The sequence below is a fragment of the Acinetobacter sp. Marseille-Q1618 genome (assembly GCF_902809855.1).
Classification (GTDB): domain Bacteria; phylum Pseudomonadota; class Gammaproteobacteria; order Pseudomonadales; family Moraxellaceae; genus Acinetobacter.
Window position 1 is genome coordinate 1,360,818 of record NZ_CADDWJ010000001.1, and the last position, 17,821, is coordinate 1,378,638.

The 17,821-nt window shown below is 35.9% G+C and carries 10 protein-coding genes; 6 read left to right on the plus strand and 4 right to left on the minus strand.

All coding sequences use genetic code 11. From position 1 onward, the window contains the following. Positions 1-8 precede the first annotated feature (8 nt). From pgaD to pgaA, 4 genes are read right to left on the minus strand one after another with little or no spacing between them, the layout of a single operon-like run. Positions 9-488, minus strand: coding sequence for a poly-beta-1,6-N-acetyl-D-glucosamine biosynthesis protein PgaD (pgaD, locus tag HUS24_RS06465; RefSeq protein ID WP_173911237.1), 480 nt, complete (start codon positions 486-488; stop codon positions 9-11). After that, positions 485-1,729, minus strand: coding sequence for a poly-beta-1,6-N-acetyl-D-glucosamine synthase (gene pgaC / locus HUS24_RS06470; RefSeq protein ID WP_173911238.1), 1,245 nt, complete (start codon positions 1,727-1,729; stop codon positions 485-487). Before pgaC ends, pgaD begins: the two co-directional genes overlap by 4 nt. Next, positions 1,726-3,579, minus strand: coding sequence for a poly-beta-1,6-N-acetyl-D-glucosamine N-deacetylase PgaB (pgaB, locus tag HUS24_RS06475; protein WP_173911239.1), 1,854 nt, complete (start codon positions 3,577-3,579; stop codon positions 1,726-1,728). The genes pgaC and pgaB overlap by 4 nt, the downstream gene beginning before the upstream one ends. Beyond that, the gene (pgaA, locus tag HUS24_RS06480; protein WP_173911240.1) at positions 3,579-6,719 is read right to left on the minus strand and encodes a poly-beta-1,6 N-acetyl-D-glucosamine export porin PgaA; all 3,141 of its coding nucleotides are present in this window, start codon (positions 6,717-6,719) and stop codon (positions 3,579-3,581) included. The genes pgaB and pgaA overlap by 1 nt, the downstream gene beginning before the upstream one ends. Before the next feature lie 974 nt (positions 6,720-7,693). On the opposite strand from pgaA, the gene ahcY reads away from it, so the two are divergent. The 6 genes from ahcY (at position 7,694) to HUS24_RS06510 (ending at position 17,666) form a co-directional block, all read left to right on the plus strand. Beyond that, positions 7,694-9,076 carry an adenosylhomocysteinase gene (gene ahcY, locus HUS24_RS06485; RefSeq protein WP_173911241.1) on the plus strand — a complete coding sequence of 461 codons (1,383 nt, stop codon included), beginning with the start codon at positions 7,694-7,696 and terminating at the stop codon, positions 9,074-9,076. A gap of 180 nt (positions 9,077-9,256) precedes the next feature. Continuing rightward, positions 9,257-10,093, plus strand: a complete 837-nt coding sequence (gene metF, locus HUS24_RS06490) for a methylenetetrahydrofolate reductase [NAD(P)H] (RefSeq protein ID WP_173911242.1) — start codon at positions 9,257-9,259, stop codon at positions 10,091-10,093. A gap of 85 nt (positions 10,094-10,178) precedes the next feature. Beyond that, complete coding sequence (locus HUS24_RS06495; protein WP_173911243.1) at positions 10,179-10,892, plus strand: 16S rRNA (uracil(1498)-N(3))-methyltransferase; 714 nt, start codon at positions 10,179-10,181, stop codon at positions 10,890-10,892. Between the two features lie 163 nt (positions 10,893-11,055). Next, positions 11,056-13,914 (plus strand): bifunctional diguanylate cyclase/phosphodiesterase, encoded by a 2,859-nt coding sequence (locus HUS24_RS06500; RefSeq protein WP_173911244.1) that lies wholly within the window; start codon positions 11,056-11,058, stop codon positions 13,912-13,914. A gap of 133 nt (positions 13,915-14,047) precedes the next feature. After that, a complete protein-coding gene (locus tag HUS24_RS06505) occupies positions 14,048-16,318 on the plus strand; it encodes an NADP-dependent malic enzyme (protein ID WP_173911245.1) in 2,271 nt (756 codons plus the stop codon). A gap of 106 nt (positions 16,319-16,424) precedes the next feature. Next, the gene (locus tag HUS24_RS06510) at positions 16,425-17,666 is read left to right on the plus strand and encodes a multifunctional CCA addition/repair protein (protein ID WP_173911246.1); all 1,242 of its coding nucleotides are present in this window, start codon (positions 16,425-16,427) and stop codon (positions 17,664-17,666) included. Positions 17,667-17,821: the final 155 nt, after the last annotated feature.

Here is a 17,821-nt window from a genome sequence, read left to right on the forward strand (position 1 = left end):
TATATATATTAAGCTTTTTTAAGCTCATAATTATATAAAACACCTTCATCATCATAATGAAGCACAATATTTTTAGATTTTTGAATTTTTAAGAGTTCCTCAGTACTAATTAAAAAATCCTCAGCTAAAGTTGAGTGTGTGACATTCAATACTTTTGGATTTTTTGCTGTTCGATATCGTAACCAATTATAGCTTGCCCAAACAAGCAATGAAGCACAACACACGACAACGATTAAGGCTAACCAAGCAAAATTATAAATTTGCACACTAAAATGCTCTGCAAAAATATAACTTTGAATCAATTTACCCTGAAAAATCCAAAGTAACACAGTGAGTAAAGGCAAAAGTAAAACTGTCCACAAAGTCCAACCTATGGCCTGCAAAGTATAATGGGCTCCTTTATTTTTAACATATTGAGGTTGATCAATATATGCAGGAATATCAAGCTTAGACTCATCTGTTACAACATCTGAATGGAAACTATTCATACATCTTCTCCTCTGAAACCTCGATCTGGGCTTACCCATCTCGCTCTTTTTTTACGTGCAAACAATGCCTTTGGAACTGCAACAATTGTAGTCGCTGCACCCAAAAGCCAGAAAAATAGTGGATACCAAATCACCCAAAAATAATTTCTAAAAAAACGTTGATCGTCATAACGTTTATCTATACATAGACTGATAAAAAACTGAATTAGACAGGTAATAGCAAGAATGACGCCATACCATTGTGGAAATAAAGATTTTATGTACCACTCAGCAGGCAAGGGTACAAATAACCCTACAAAAAATAGGACAATAATCAATAAAATTACATAAGCCCAAATCATACTGATCATGGACTCCAATGCCACAGGCCACATTTTTAAGGCACTTAATTTAAATAGCTTTGGAATGTAAGTACGTAAAACCTCAACTCCACCTTGCGCCCAACGTAATCGTTGTTTCCATAGACCAGACAAAGTTTCAGGCATATAGATATAACAAAGTGCATTAGGCACATAATGGATATCCCATTTTGCCAATTGAATTTTCCATGAAATATCAATATCTTCTGTAATTTTATCATCAGACCAAAAGCCAACTTGCTCTAAAGCTGTTTTACGAAAACCTGCGATCACACCCGAAACGGTAAAAATACGCCCATAAGTTCTTTGGGCACGTTTAATCAACCCGATAATAGATGAAAATTCACCGACCTGTAGTTTCCCTAAGATACTTGAACGATTAATAATGCGTGGATTTCCAGTCACCGCACCAACACGATTAAAATTGGTTAAATGATGCATCATCCAAATTGCGGCATGAGGATGTAATAAAGCATCGCCATCTATACAAATTAAATATTCATATTGACTCACCATCATGCCAGAACGCAAAGCAAATGCTTTCCCTTGATTTTCAGCCAGATGCACAACCCTTAAACTTGGATACTGTTTTGCTAATTCATCTAGAATTTCTGCGGTACGATCCGAACTTCCATCATTGACTGCTATTACTTCAAATTTTGGATATTGTGTCTGTAAAGCATAACGAATAGTTTCTCTAACCTGTGCTTCTTCGTTAAAGCATGGAATGATAATACTGCACCCTTGCTGAGAAATTTCAGGTAATTGATTTTGCTTATATTCTCTCTTAAAGAAAAACCATACTCCACCGATCATCCATGTCCATGCCATAACCAATGGATATAAAAAAGCAAAAAGGAACAAAAGCTCGACTGTGGTCATGGCGATTTCCCCTCTGTTTTAGAAATAAAGGGATTTCGATACGTTAAAGGACTTTGATTTAAGCTTAATGGTGTGTATAAAAACTCTTGAACCAATTCCGCATTAACAGTGTTATATCGGTTGATTGCCAATTTTTGTACGCCCAAACGTTGTAGTGCTAAAAAATTAGCTTGAATACGTTTCCAGTCTTGCGCAGTTCGCGCAGAATCTACAGAGAGCGTGACCCAAATTTGTGCTTTTTGCTCAGTACTGAATGATTCGATTTGCTTTAAAAAGTCCTTAAATTGCTGTTCTTGTTGCAGGCTATCTATTTCAAAATTGAATAATTTTACTTGATCCTTAAATTGATTAAAAAATGCGAACAATGTGCCTTTTTCTATCGCAGCAAGCTGGACTTGCAAAGACAATTTAAAGGGATTACTGATATTTGAATATCGTTTTGAACTGTTATTGATCTCTTGCAAAGTGTGTTTAACCTGCTGTTGCTGATCTATACACTTTTGTTCTTGTACTGTTTGAAAAGCACATTGCAAATATGAATCTGTTTTTAAAACGATTCCATCTAAACTAGTATTATTTTTAAATAACTGCTGCGATAAGTTTGCGACAAGTTGGGGTTGTTGCTGCTCTAATGAATATGGTAACTGCACATAAATTTGGTTAAAAATACGAGTCTTTGCTTGCCATAAAGTCCGATTTAACACATCAGATTTCACAGGCAAATATGTATTTGGAAAATACGTATGATCATAGATGCCATCTTTATCTTGATCACTTACTGCATTCAAAACCAACACATTACTTTTTAGGGCACTGGTCAAATCTAACACTTGACCAAGTTGCTGGTCTGCTTGACGATAATCTTGTGAAAACTCTCCCAAATCAAAAGTTAAACCACGCATAGGCGCATAACGAACAAAGTTTTGATAATGGATAGAATCTGTCATTTGCTCATACAAGTCTTCAGAACTAGGATTATTCACAGCTAAACCACGCTGAAAAGTACCATCATGAATACGATTTACCGCATCTGTCCCCAGACTAAAAGACAAAGGAAAACTTGCTTTTTGTGCTAATTTTTCTGCTTCTACATTGACAGCGCCGTAGGGCCAAATGATGGCAACTGGAGAAATACCAACCTCTTTACGCAAGATTTCATGAGATTGCTTTAAATCTTGGACTATACGTTGTTCATATTCTTGTTGTGTTTCATAACGTTTTAATGTTGCAGAATATAGTCGTGTAATTGCTGCTGGTTGTTGATTATTTTGAGGATTGGCTAAAATTCCTTGATGTAAATCATGTGAATGACTTGCAAACTCTACCCAGCCAGAGCGCTGCATTTCTCGAACTTGCGCCCAAGTCATTTCATTACCTTGTCCATAAGCTTCATAAATGGCTTTGGTATTTCCATTCATCCAACTCGTCACCAAAGCAAAAACTACTGGAATTTGATATTCTTTTGCTAAAGGAAAAACCCGACTATAATGACTGAGTGCACCATCATCGAAACTAATCAAAACCGCATTTCGAGGTAAAGCTGTACCTTTCTGTCGAGCCTCTGTAATTTGTTTTAAACTTACAGGATTCCAATCTGAACGTTTTAGCCATTCAAAAAACTGTACTAGGTTTTGTGTGCTAATTGCATAAGGATCACGATCACCTGCTTTAAGTACATCATCACGCACATCATGAAAAGTTAAGCTAACAAAACGTTGCTGATCAAATAAAACTTTTTTCTCAGGTTCAAGTGCCAAATCTTTGACTGTCGTTTCTGCCAAAGCATGTGTAGAAACAATAACCAAGCCACTGATGAATATAGATTTTGAAAGTTGATTTATATATTTCATTAGAAGCGTCCCTCAAAACCTAAATTGCCGTACATTTGATTTTCATATTCTCCATCGTAAACATGCATGCCATAGCCAATGCCATAACGTAGTAACCATGTTCTCGATAACTTCCATAAATGTTGATATTGCAGATCAGCGATTGGCTTGGTATCGAAGTTTTGTTGTTGATAAAATCCAACACCTAGACCAAAACGTTGGGTAAAGGAACGTTCATACTCACGCCAAGTTAGCCACTCATGGGTTAGACTTAAACCAAAACTTGAACTTTGCTTTGGACTAAAATAAGACACATTATTTAAGCTATTTTTCCCGTAATAAGCATTGATTCCTGCAGTTGTTGTCTGATGTGGACTTAAAAAAATACGCTGCGAATAATCTGCTGAAAATTCTTGTCTTAAGTTTCCATCATCGATATCCGTCACGGTGTATCCAAAACCTGCTTGACGTGACTCATTTTCTTTCCAGCGAATACCACCACCCAAAGCATAGCCTTCATGACCAAGCTCAATTGCTTGTAAAGGTATATCGGCTTGGCTATTGGCATTTAAATAATATTGCCAATGATCATTGAGCTGATGTGTCCACTCTGCTTCTAAACCTTGGCGATCAGCATCATCGTTTTGTGAAGCAGTCAGTGTTAAAGATTTTCTTTGGTCTTGCCATTGCAAGCCAACACCATAACGTTGTTGCTCTAAGTTACCTTGACGAAACTTCCCCCAAATATCTCGATGCTCAACAAATGCCCGATAGTTATCTGAAAACCAAGGAGAATATAAAGTTGTTGTTAGCTCACGATCTTTAGAACCTTTTAAACCTTCAGAAATATTATTTTGGTCTGAGCGGCTACGAGAAAAACGACTACTATGTTGAATCGTTGCTCGATCTCTATCCGCTAATTCTTTGCGACTTTTAACAATACTGGTATCTTCTGGATAATCCTGTGCCAATTGATCAGTTTGCGCTCTCCAAGCTTGGATATCACCTAGTGCTTGTGCATTTTGCATCAGATTAATTTTGGTAGTTTTAGAAACAGGCATCAAACCATTTAATCTTGCTAAAGTTTGTTGTGCTTGTTCAGGCTTATCACGCCAACGCTGAATACGAGCAAGCTGATTTAAACCATCATCTGTATTTGAAGTTTTATTTACCAAACCTTCAAAATACGGCTCAGCAATGTCTAAACGATTACTGTACGCCCAATTCAAACCACGCAAACCAATATATTGAGACCGATCCGTATGAACAGACTTATCAACCCCTTTGGCTTGACTGTATTGGAATGTCGGCAATAAATGATCAATCTCATGAATTAGCTGATTGGCTTGATCATATTTTTCCTGCTCTAAAAGTGAATAATAAAATGCACTATAAACAGACATATCAGAATAATTTTTTTCAGTAACTAAGGTTCGATATAATTGCTCTGCTTCTTTCGCTTGACGTTCTGCAAGATAAGCATCAGCTATAGCTTGTCGCACATACGCTGGCATGGATGTCACTGTGGGTAATTGCACTTGCGCTAAAATATCTAATACTTGCTTTGATTTTCCTCTATAACTCAAAGCATATAGATAGTCATAATAAAAGCGATTAAAGAATGGTTGAACCAGTTGATTTCGGGCAGCTATTTGATCAGCTTCCACCAATACTCGATCTAACTTTTGATAGCTCACTGCATCATGTTCACCACGTCCTGATAAATATTGATGTCGTTTTATTGCCGCACCAATTTCTTGTGCTAAATATCCTAATTCAATCTGTTGGTTTAAAGTCGACTCCCATTTGGTTTGAGGATGGTTTTGGATAATTTTTTCAGCACGTTGAAAGCTTCCTAATGCCAGCAAACTATTCACGTATTCTTTTTGGATATTTTCATCTAATGGGTTTTTCTCATATGCGTATTGAATCGCATGTACAGCCTCTGCAGGATGTTGCAGGATGCGATAACTATATGAGACTTGCATCACCTGATCTGCCGTTAAAGCTTTTAAATCAATCTTTTTTAGAACTTCAAGCGCCTGCTTTTCTTGTTTATTCTCACTAAATAAAAGTGCTTTTAAAAGATTTACTTGTAGTTGATTTTGTTTTTGATACGGTTCAAATTGCTCTAAAAGATATATTGCCTGTGAAAATTGCTTTTGATCACGTAATAACTTCACCACAGCAAAGTGTGCATATTCAGGAAATTGTTTAGCTTGGATACGTTGAACCAAATTAAGCAGTGTTGCTGCATCTGAAGAGCGAATTGGAACAACCAACAATAGATAATCTGCCAATATTCTTTGATTGTTTGGATATTTTTTTAATAATTGCTCAAACTCTACTACACCTTGTTGAGTTTGCCCATTTTTAATATGTGATACAGCTCGCTCTCTTAAAGTATCAGATATATTTACAGCCTGTACCGCTCCCCCACGTCCATCTTGCTTTTGTTGCTTTAGCATTGATCCCCACTTTGTTTGAGGATGGTTTTGAACAATTTTTTCAGCACGTTCAAAACTTCCTAACGCCAGCAAACTATTCACATATTCCTTTTGAATATTTTCATCTAATGGCTTTTTCTTATATGCGTATTGAATCGCATGTACAGCCTCTGCAGGATGTTGCAGGATACGATAACTATAAGCAACTTGCATCAACTGATCTGCCGTTAAAGCTTTTAGATCAATCTTCTTTAAAACTTTAAGTACTTGCTTTTCTTGCTTATTCTCACTAAATAAAAGTGCTTTTAAAAGATTTACTTGTAGTTGATTTTGTTTTTGATATGGTTCAAATTGCTCTAAAAGATATATTGCCTGTGAAAATTGCTTTTGATCACGTAATAACTTCACCACAGCAAAGTGAGCATATTCAGGAAATTGTTTAGCTTGGATACGTTGAGTCAAACTCAATAATTTTGTTGCATTAGGATGGTGAATAGGAACAACCAACAATAAATAATCTGCTAATATCTTTTGATTATTTGGGTATTTTTTTACTAATTGTTCAAGTGTAATCGCACCCTGTTGGATCTGCCCATTTTTAATTTGGGATACTGCTCGCTCTCTTAAAGTGTCAGATACTTGGGTAGCATATGAAAAATTTGTATTAGAATACAGGAAAACACTTACAAATAATAAATAATAGGGATTGCGCATAATGATTCTTATCTAAATTAAAATGTGACTTATTTCTCATTTTTGAATACTAATTAATAAACACTCACAACTTTGTAAACTTGTGTTTTAAGAAATTTTAAATACATTTTTAAAAAAATATTGATTTTCAACCACTCACTTTGATGTCTTTTTTATTTGTAATTTTACACTTAACTTTAATGTAAAAATCATAAATACATTTGTATAAAATACGTGCAATTAAGTAGATACATAGAATTTTATTTATTTCATGATTGGTTTCAACTAGCTAAAAATTATTTTTATAAAACAAACAAATATTATTATTAAATTTTTAATAAAAGATATATTTCATAAAAAACAACACTTTTTCAGTATATTATTAATGTGTTTTTTCACTACATAAAATACAGTTTTAATACACAGATTAAATAAAATAACACTGAAATCCCAATTAGGATTAGTCGTCAAAATATGTGAGAAGAAGAATACGATACTCATTAACTAGAAGTTATTTTTAATATTTATCTAAAAAATAAACACTTTTTTACTGCATTCGCATTAGATTAAAGACATAAATATTGTATGGGATTTGCATATCTATTCCAAATTTTAAAAGGTAAACTCTAATATAAAATCCTATAAAGCAAATGTATAAAAAGAACAACGCCTAGGAAATACAGAAAAATATCTGTGAGTTTTATATGCTGTTTTGTTTTAGACATTTTTTGAATGCTACAACTTAATTTTTAAAAGATCATATAAACTCAAAGAGATTTAGGCAATTTTTAAATGAATTTGGATTGGAACAAAATCATTTTCCAAGTACAATACGCCACAGTCGAGGGATGCTGCGACTTTCTTACAGACTGATTTTCAAGAACAAGAAACAGTAATGTAAGATCGCTAGGCTCGACCATCGGTATTCTTCTCAGAATCACCAACAACGGCATCCGCGAACATAATGATCAATTGTTTTTTATAAGGAGATCGTGATGAACGCGGTTAATGCTTCATTTACAGATTACAAAGTTGCCGATATTTCCCTAGCTGACTACGGTCGTAAAGAAATCAAACTTGCTGAAGCAGAAATGCCAGCTCTAATGGGTTTGCGTAAACGTTATTCTGCTGCAAAACCATTGGCTGGTGCTAAAATTTTGGGTTGTATTCACATGACAATCCAAACTGCTGTTTTAATTGAAACATTGGTTGAGTTAGGCGCAGAAGTTCGTTGGACATCTTGTAACATCTTCTCTACTCAAGATCACGCTGCTGCTGCAATTGCTGCTGCGGGTATTCCAGTATTTGCGTGGAAAGGCGAAACTGAAGAAGAATATGTTTGGTGTTTAGAACAACAAATTAATGTCAATGGTACGCCTTGGGATGCCAACATGATTCTGGACGATGGTGGTGACTTGACTGCACTTGTTCATGAAAAATATCCAGCAGTGATTGCAAAAATCCACGGTATTACTGAAGAAACAACGACAGGCGTTCAGCGTCTGTATGAAATGCACCGTGATGGTACTTTAAAAGTTCCTGCAATCAACGTAAATGACTCAGTAACTAAATCTAAAAACGACAATAAATACGGTTGCCGTCACTCATTAAATGATGCGATCAAACGTGGTACAGATATGTTGTTATCTGGTCGTCGTGCGCTTGTGATCGGTTACGGTGACGTCGGTAAAGGTTCTGCGCAATCACTTCGTCAAGAAGGTATGATCGTACGTGTCACTGAAGTTGATCCAATCTGTGCAATGCAAGCCTGCATGGACGGTTATGAAGTAGTTGCACCATACAAAAATGGTGTTCAAACAGGTAAAAAAGAAGACATTAATCTTGACCTTCTTCAAAATACTGATTTGATCGTAACCACAACAGGTAACTATCACGTTTGTGATGCCGCAATGTTAGATACATTAAAAGCGGGCGCAGTTGTTTGTAATATTGGTCACTTCGATACTGAAATCGACACAAATTATTTACGCAGTTACAAATGGGTTGAGGTAAAACCTCAAGTTCACCAAGTCTATCGCTCTGAAAATGAAAACGATTATTTAATCCTTTTATCTGAAGGTCGTTTAGTCAACCTTGGTAATGCAACTGGTCACCCTTCACGTATTATGGATGGTTCTTTTGCTAACCAAGTTTTAGGTCAAATGCACTTATTTGCTGAAAAATTTGCTGATCTTCCTGAAGATCAAAAACAAGCTGCAATCCGTGTAGAACTTATTCCTAAGAAATTAGACGAAGAAGTTGCTGCTGCTATGGTTGCTGGTTTTGGTGGTGTGTTGACAACTTTAACTCAAGAACAGGCTGACTACTTGGGTGTTGCTGTTGAAGGTCCGTTTAAAGCTGAAGCTTATAAATACTAAGCTTTTCACCTCTCCTAACCCTCTCTTGCGCTGAACTTTAAAGCAGTGCTTAAAGCACGCTCAGGAGAGAGATTTTTCATTACAGTTCTTAATAATGTAATGAATTTCCCTTCTCCCTTAGGGAGAAGGTTGGGATGAGGGAAAGAATAAGCAACAGTATTTATAAAAAAGGATTTGAACATGTCTAAAAAAATTCCTATTTCTTTTGAGTTTTTCCCAACTAAAACTGACGCTGGTGCGGAAAAACTTAAAGTTGTACACCAAGAACTTCAATTATTAAATCCAGAGTTTTTCTCTGTAACTTATGGTGCAGGTGGTTCTACCCGTGAACGCACTCTATCCACCTTGAATGATTTTAATGGTAAAGGCACACCTGTTGCTCCTCACCTTTCTTGTATTGGTGATAACAAACAACGTATTGCTGAGCTTTTAGATTTATACAAATCACAAGGCATTGATCGCATTGTTGCGCTACGTGGTGATTTACCTTCAGGTCAAGTGGGTTTGGGCGAATTACCCTATGCTCAAGATTTAGTTCGCTTTATCCGTGAACATTCAGGAGATCATTTCCAAATCGAAGTGGCTGCTTATCCTGAAATGCATCCGCAAGCGGAAAGCTTCGACAAAGACATTCAACGTTTTTGTGAAAAAGCACGTGCAGGCGCAAATGCAGCATTGACTCAATTCTTCTTTAATCCAGATGCGTATTTTTACTTTGTAGATCGTATTCAAAAAGAAGGCGTTGATATTCCTGTTGCCCCAGGCATTATGCCTATTACCAATGCCAGCAATTTAATTCGTTTTGCTGATGGTACAGGTGCTGAGATTCCTCGTTGGATTCGTAAGCAATTGGCAACTTATGGTGACGACACTGCGAGTATTAAAGCTTTTGGTCATGAAGTTGTAGTAAAACTTTGTGAACGTTTGATTGCAGGTGGCGCACCAAGTTTGCATTTCTATACCATGAACCATACTGAACCAAACCGCCAACTTGTGCTTGACCTCGGTTTAGCATAATTGCAACAGCTTCTTTCGTATCTTTGAATAATCTCCAAAAATATGAAAGAAGCCGATATTTCACTGACTTAAGAGTAAAACCTGAATGCCCCGCTTTTATATTGAAACTGATTTAGCCATTGAAACCACGGTTGAGCTGACTGAAACAGTTTTTCATCATTGGGTAAAAGTTTTACGTGCACAAGTTGGTGAAAAATCCACTTTGTTTAATGGGCAAGGTGGTGAATATGATGTGACCTTAACAGAAGTTGCAAAAAAATCAGCTTCTGTTTATGTCGACGCATTTCATCCCGATAATCGTACACCTGCATTCACCACTTTACTTGGTCAAGTCATGAGTAAAGGGGATCGTATGGATTACGCCATTCAAAAAGCAGTTGAATTAGGGGTTACACAAATTCAACTGTTAACCTCTGAACGCTGTGAAATGCGTCTAAAATATGACCGCGATCAAAAAAAATTAGAGCATTGGCAAGGAGTTGCGATAGCAGCTTGTGAGCAATGCGGTATGAATATTGTTCCACAAATTTTAGCACCATTAAGCTTAGAAAAATGGCTGATTTCTGAATTACCTACAACCAAACTTGTACTTGCACCAAACAAAGCGCAATCCGATGTACTTGCAAATGCAACTACAGAAATCGCATTATTGATTGGGCCTGAGGGTGGATTAAGTGAATCCGAAATAGAGCAAGCGAACCAAGTAGGATTTAACAATTGGTGTATTGGTGATCGTGTGCTTAGAACTGAAACTGCACCTGTGGTCGCCCTGTCTATTTTAAACTATAAGTTTCCATAATTTTTTATACAATTTTGTGACACAATTCTTAAAAATATATTGATTTTGCCAAAAAATATAAGTAATTTACATGTTTTAAAGTTATATATTTAAGTCATATTTTAAATGTCATATATAAAGCTAAAGTTAAAAAAATACCCTCAATAAGGCAAAGGCATTAGGAATGGTCATAGATGTTCAAGATGAACTTTTATACGCTTCACAAATAAAAAGTGCGGCTGTCCTTTTGCAGCGTTTTTTAATTTGGTTATTTGTCATTATCTTATATGATATTTTTATCTACTATATTTATTTTAAAAGCTTCTCATTCTCATTCAGCTTGTGGTTTGCTGCTGTTAGCATTATCTGTACCATTTCTTGGTTATTAATTAAATCCATTTTAGTTTCACCTTATCACAATATTTTTAACCTAGATGCGTTATGTCAATTTATTTGTTTAGTGATTGGATGCTGTTTAGGTTTCGGAATTTTTACTTTACAGCATTATGTGATTATTGATACACCGAATATTACAGCAACACATTTACTGATATTATCAAGCATTTTAATTTGCTTAGGTTCAATTTCAGCAATTATTTACTTAACCAGCCGTTTCAGATATTTTTTATTCTTATTTATTCCAGCAACTATTCCCTGCTTGCTTTATAAGTTTCTCAGTTTTAGTCCTTTAAGCCATTATTATCAATTTAATTTTAATCTTATTTTGTTATTTATTTTACTCGCAGGATATATTACCCATAAACTACACCATAAATTAGATCTTGTTACTTTTGAACGAAGCAAACTTCTACTTCAATCTAAACAACAAACTTTTGATACCAACCAACTTCAAAACAAATTAAAACATGAGATTGATAAATCAGTTCAAATTAAAAATGAACTATTATTAAATAATCAATTACTAGAACAAAAAGTAAAAGAGCGAACTTATGATATTAAACAGATTAATGATCGTTTAGAAAACCATCAAGCCAATTTAGCTTTCGCCCATGAAACAGCAGGCATTAATTCATGGCTTTGGAATATCGAAAAACGTACGATTGAAATATTTGATACAAAAAATAAAATTTTATTTGATCAGATTGATGAATATCACATTCAAATTGACTCTTTAATTCATCCTGATGATTTGGAAAATTATCAACATTTAATGCGGCAACACTTACGCGGTAGAACTGAGCGTTTTGAAGCCAAATATCGAATCAAAAGAAATGATCAATGGTGCTGGATCCAAGATACAGGGAAAGTCATTGCTCGGCATCCTATTTCATTCAAACCTATACGTATGGTAGGGATTCATCGTGATATTCAAAAAGAAAAAACTGATCAAGAACAGTTAAAACTGGCAGCAAATGTTTTTGAACAAGTGGCTCAAGGCGTTTTTGTCCTCGATAATAATTTATGTTATTTAGAAGTAAATCCTTATTTTGAAAAGCTGATTGGTTATCAGCAAAACGATTTATTAGGTAAACATTTATTTGATATTACAGTCAACAATAAAAAAGAAATTATAGAACAACATTTTGATATTACTAAAAAACTGGTCGCAGAGGGAGAATATGATGCTGAGTTGCAAATTGAATTTCTAACAGGGAAACATTTAACTTTATGGTTACATATTAATGCGATTACAGATGAAAAAAATAAAATCATTAACTATGTCGGTATTATTACTGATTTAACCGAAAGAAGAAAACAAGAACAACGTGTCTCTTATTTAGAGAATTATGATTTATTAACTGATTTGCCTAACCGTTTTTATTTTAATTTGCAATTACATCATTATTTAACAGATCCTAATAATGTACTTCAAAATCTTGCAGTCATCCGCATTAATATAGATCGTTTTAGATCTTTTAATGAGTTTGCAAGTACTCAAGCGGGAGATATTTTATTACAAAAAATCGCACAACGTTTAAGACAGTCTTGCCCTGATGCTTTATTGGTATCGTATTTAAATAATGATGACTATGCGATGATTTATAATTATGGTCAAAATAAAAAAACGGTACATCAAACCGCCAAAAGTATTTTAAAAGCTTTTGAAAGTCCATTTATTATTCATAATAATGAGCATTTTATTTCTGTCTCAATTGGAATTGCACTTTATCCTGAACATGGTCGTCAAGTTGATACATTAAATAGCCATGCAGAACAAGCATTGGCTGAAGCCAAAAGTTTAGGTGGAAATACAGCCTATCTTTACAATAATAAAAATGCTCGACTTATCCAGCAAAATATTAATTTAGAAGGTGACTTAAGACTAGCGCTTAAAAACAAAGAACTGCTTGTTTACTATCAACCAAAAATTTGTACACAGACTGAAAAAATTTATGGTTTTGAGGCATTGATTCGCTGGCAACATCCGAAACTTGGCTTAATTACCCCTGATTTATTTTTACCAATCGCTGAAGAGTCCAGTTTAATTACTGAAATTGGACGATTTGTACTATTTGAAACCTGTAAACAAATCCGAATTTGGCAGGATCTAAATTTTGACTATCTGCGTGTTTCCGTCAATATTGTTGCACAACAAATCCATCGGGGTGAGTTGATCCAAGATATCGACCAAGCACTGAATATGTATAAAATTTCAGGAGATATGCTTGAACTTGAAATTACAGAGTCATCATTAATCGCAAAATCTGACAACGTACTCAACTTATTACAACAAGTTAAACAACGCCATATTTCGATTTCTTTAGATGATTTTGGTACAGGTTATTCTTCTTTGGCTTATTTAACCAACTACCCAATTGACACTTTAAAAATCGACAAAATATTTATTTCTAAGATCGAACAAGAAAAAGACCAAGCCATTGTCAGCGCAATTATTGCAATGGGTAAAGCTATGGGAATGAGTGTTATCGCAGAAGGTGTTGAAACAATTGAACAAATAAATTTCCTAAAAAAACACGGCTGTCATATTTTACAGGGATATTATTATTCAAAACCTTTGACTGCACAGGAATGTCTTGATTATCTTACCAAATTCAAACTTGCGTCAGTTTATGGTGTTTAAAATGTCTTGATCTGTATTTCTTGTTGAAAAAGGTATCTTTTCGACTGTCCGTAGCGCTCAACAAATGATATATTCAAGAAAATTTAGCCAAAACTACCAGCCAAGCTGGCATATTGTAACAATCGAGATTTAAATGGACGATCAATCACTAAAACAGCAAGCCCTTTATTATCATGAATTTCCAAATCCAGGAAAAATCAGTGTTACTCCAAGTAAGCAACTGGTCAACCAACATGATTTAGCATTGGCTTATTCTCCAGGTGTTGCAGCTCCTTGCTTAGAAATTGAAAAGGATCCATCAAAAGCAGCACTCTATACTGCACGTGGAAACTTAGTTGCTGTGGTGAGTAATGGTACTGCGGTTTTAGGTTTAGGAAATATTGGACCATTAGCGTCTAAACCTGTTATGGAAGGTAAAGGCGTATTATTTAAAAAATTCGCTGGTGTAGACGTATTCGATATTGAAATTGCAGAGAATGACCCAGACAAAATCGTAGATATCGTTGCTGCTTTAGAACCGACATTTGGTGGTATCAACCTTGAAGATATTAAAGCGCCAGAATGTTTCTATATTGAGCAAAAATTACGTGAACGCATGAATATTCCTGTGTTCCATGATGACCAACATGGTACATCTATCATTGTCGGTTCTGCATTATTAAATGCTTTAAAAATCAATGGTAAAAAAATTGAAGACATCAAAATCGTAGCTTCAGGTGCAGGTGCTGCTGCCCTCTCTTGCTTAGATTTACTTTGTGCTATTGGTGCGAAGAAAGAAAATATTATCGTTGCTGACTCTCGTGGTTTATTGACCAACAAACGTGAAGGCTTGGATGAGTCTAAAAAACGTTATGTACAAGATATTGAAGGTTCACAAATTGCGGATGTAATTGCTGGCGCAGATATGTTCTTAGGACTTTCTGCAGCAGGTATTTTAACCAAAGCAATGGTTAAGGAAATGGCTGCCGACCCAATTATCTTTGCATTGGCGAACCCAGATCCTGAAATTTTACCTGAACATGCACATGAAGTACGTCCTGATGTGATCATGGCGACTGGGCGTTCAGACTATCCAAACCAAGTAAATAATGCCCTTTGTTTCCCATATATCTTCCGTGGTGCACTTGATGTTGGTGCAACAACCATTAATGAAGAAATGAAAATTGCATGTGTACATGCAATTGCACGCATGGCACATGTTGAAGCAGATGCTGCAACTTATGGTGAAAAATCTGCATCATTTGGTCGTGACTATTTAATTCCTCGCCCACTTGATCAACGTTTAATTTTAGAGATTGCCCCTGCTGTTGCGCAAGCAGCGATGGATTCAGGTGTTGCAACGCGTCCAATCGAAGATTTTTCTGTATATCGTCAACGCCTGTCTGAGTTTGTATATAACTCTGCATTCATGATGAAACCGATCTTTGCTCAAGCAAAAACAGATCCTAAACGCATTGCTTATGCTGAAGGCGAAGATTTACGTGTACTACGTGCCGTTCAAATTGCTGTAGACGAAAGTTTAGCCAAACCAATTCTTGTAGGTCGTACTGCAGTCATTGAAGCAAATATCAAAAAGTTAGGTTTACGTCTTGAGAATGGTGTAAATATCACTATTGTTGATCAAGAAAAAAATCCGCATTATGAACAATTTGCTGATGACTATTATGAGATCATGAAACGTAAAGGCGTAACCCCTGAATATGCTCAACGTGAATCTCGTCGTCGTTCTACACTGATTGCTGCAATGTTGGTCAAACATGGCATTGCCGATGGTATGTTGTGTGGTACTTATGCAAGTTATGATATTCATTTAGACTTTGTGCGTAATATCATTGGTCAAAAAGAAGGAATGAACAACTTCTTTACACTGAATGCGCTAATGCTTGAAGATCGTAATTTATTTATTGCTGATACCTATGTAAATACCAATCCAACAGCAGAACAACTGGCTGAAATGACGATTTTAGCTGCTGAAGAAGTTCGCCGTTTTGGGATCACACCACGTGTTGCGCTACTTTCTCACTCGAGTTTTGGTTCAGACCCACATGATCCTAGCGCACAAAAAATGCGTAAAGTATTTGAAATCTTGACTGAAATTGCGCCTGAACTTGAAGTTGAAGGTGAAATGCATGGTGATGCAGCACTTGATGAGAATATTCGTCATTTTGCATTCCCAAATTCACGCTTTAAAGGTTCTGCAAACTTATTAATCATGCCAAACCTTGATGCTGCAAACATTTCATTTAACTTATTGAAATCAACATCAGGAAATAACGTCACGATTGGTCCAATTTTGCTTGGTGCAGCGAAACCTGTGCATATTTTAACACCGACTGCAACAACACGTCGTTTAGTGAATATGACTGCATTGACTGTTGCTGAAATCCAACAATTTCGTGGTTAATTGAAAATTATATAAAAATAGGAAAACTTTAGCATATTGCTCAGTTTTCCGACTTGAGAAAACCTCTATTCTGTTGCATGATTGCCTGAAGAATAGAGGTTTTTTCATGCAAGTTTATTTAGTAGGCGGTGCCGTCAGAGATCATTTACTCGGTCATCCCTATCACGAAAAAGATTATGTTGTTGTCGGTGCAACACCAGAGCAACTGCTCGCTCAAGGTTATCAACCTGTGGGTAAGGATTTTCCTGTGTTTTTGCATCCTGAATCAAAAGAAGAATATGCTCTTGCACGCACTGAAAGAAAAGCAGGACATGGATATCATGGTTTTGAGTTTTATACAGACCCTTCTGTAACTTTAGAAGATGACTTAATTCGTCGTGATTTAACCATTAACGCCATTGCTATGGATGATACTGGTAAAGTTTACGATCCCTATCATGGGGTTGAAGATTTAAATCAAAAGATTTTACGGCACGTTTCACATGCTTTTGTAGAAGACCCATTGCGTGTATTAAGAGTGGCTCGTTTTGCTGCACGTTATTATGAATATGGCTTTACAGTTGCAGATGAAACACTGAAATTAATGCGAGAATTAGCACACTCAGGCGAGCTAGATGCACTTACACCTGAACGCGTTTGGAAAGAAACCTCTCGTGCTTTGATGGAAACTCGTGCTGATATATTTTTCGATGTATTACGTCAATGTGATGCTTTAAAAGTTTTGTTTCCTGAAATAGATGCACTTTTTGGGATTCCACAACGACCTGAATATCATCCTGAAATTGACTGTGGTATTCATACACTGATGTCACTACAACAAGCCTGTAAAGCCAATTATTGTTTGGATGTGCGTTTTGCCGTACTTGTGCATGATTTGGGCAAAGCGCTTACGCCAAAAGCAGAATTACCTCGTCATATTCAGCATGAAGAGCGCGGGATCGTTCCTGTAACAGAAGTTTGTGACCGTTTAAAAGTACCGACTCAAACGAAACAGTTAGCACTTGCGGTATGTAAAGAACATTTGAAATGTCATCAAGCATTTACTTTAAAAGCAGGAACTTTATGGCGTTTGTTACAACGCTTGGATGTATTACGTCGTCCTGAGCGTGTAGAAGCGTTTTTACAAGCTTGTGAGTGTGATGCTAAAGGTCGTTTAGGTATGCAAGATCGTGACTATCCGCAGGCTGAGTTTTTATTGAAAATAATGCAACGGGTTCGCACTATTAAAGCTTCTGATCTACCGCCTGAAATAAAAGGTGCTGATATTGGTGAGATGTTAATCCAGAAACGGATTGAAGCGATTGCAGAACTAAAACACGAGTTAGGGCATCATACCCATACTGCTTAAAGAAAACTCCTCTCAGCAATGGGAGGTTCAACCATTCTTCTAATTTGCGTGAAACAATGAATTTTCAAGTAAAAAGCCCAACTTGAGTTAGTCTTGCTGTTTTATGAATTTCAAGCAATTGAAATAAAATAAATAACTGAAGCTATTTCGCATAA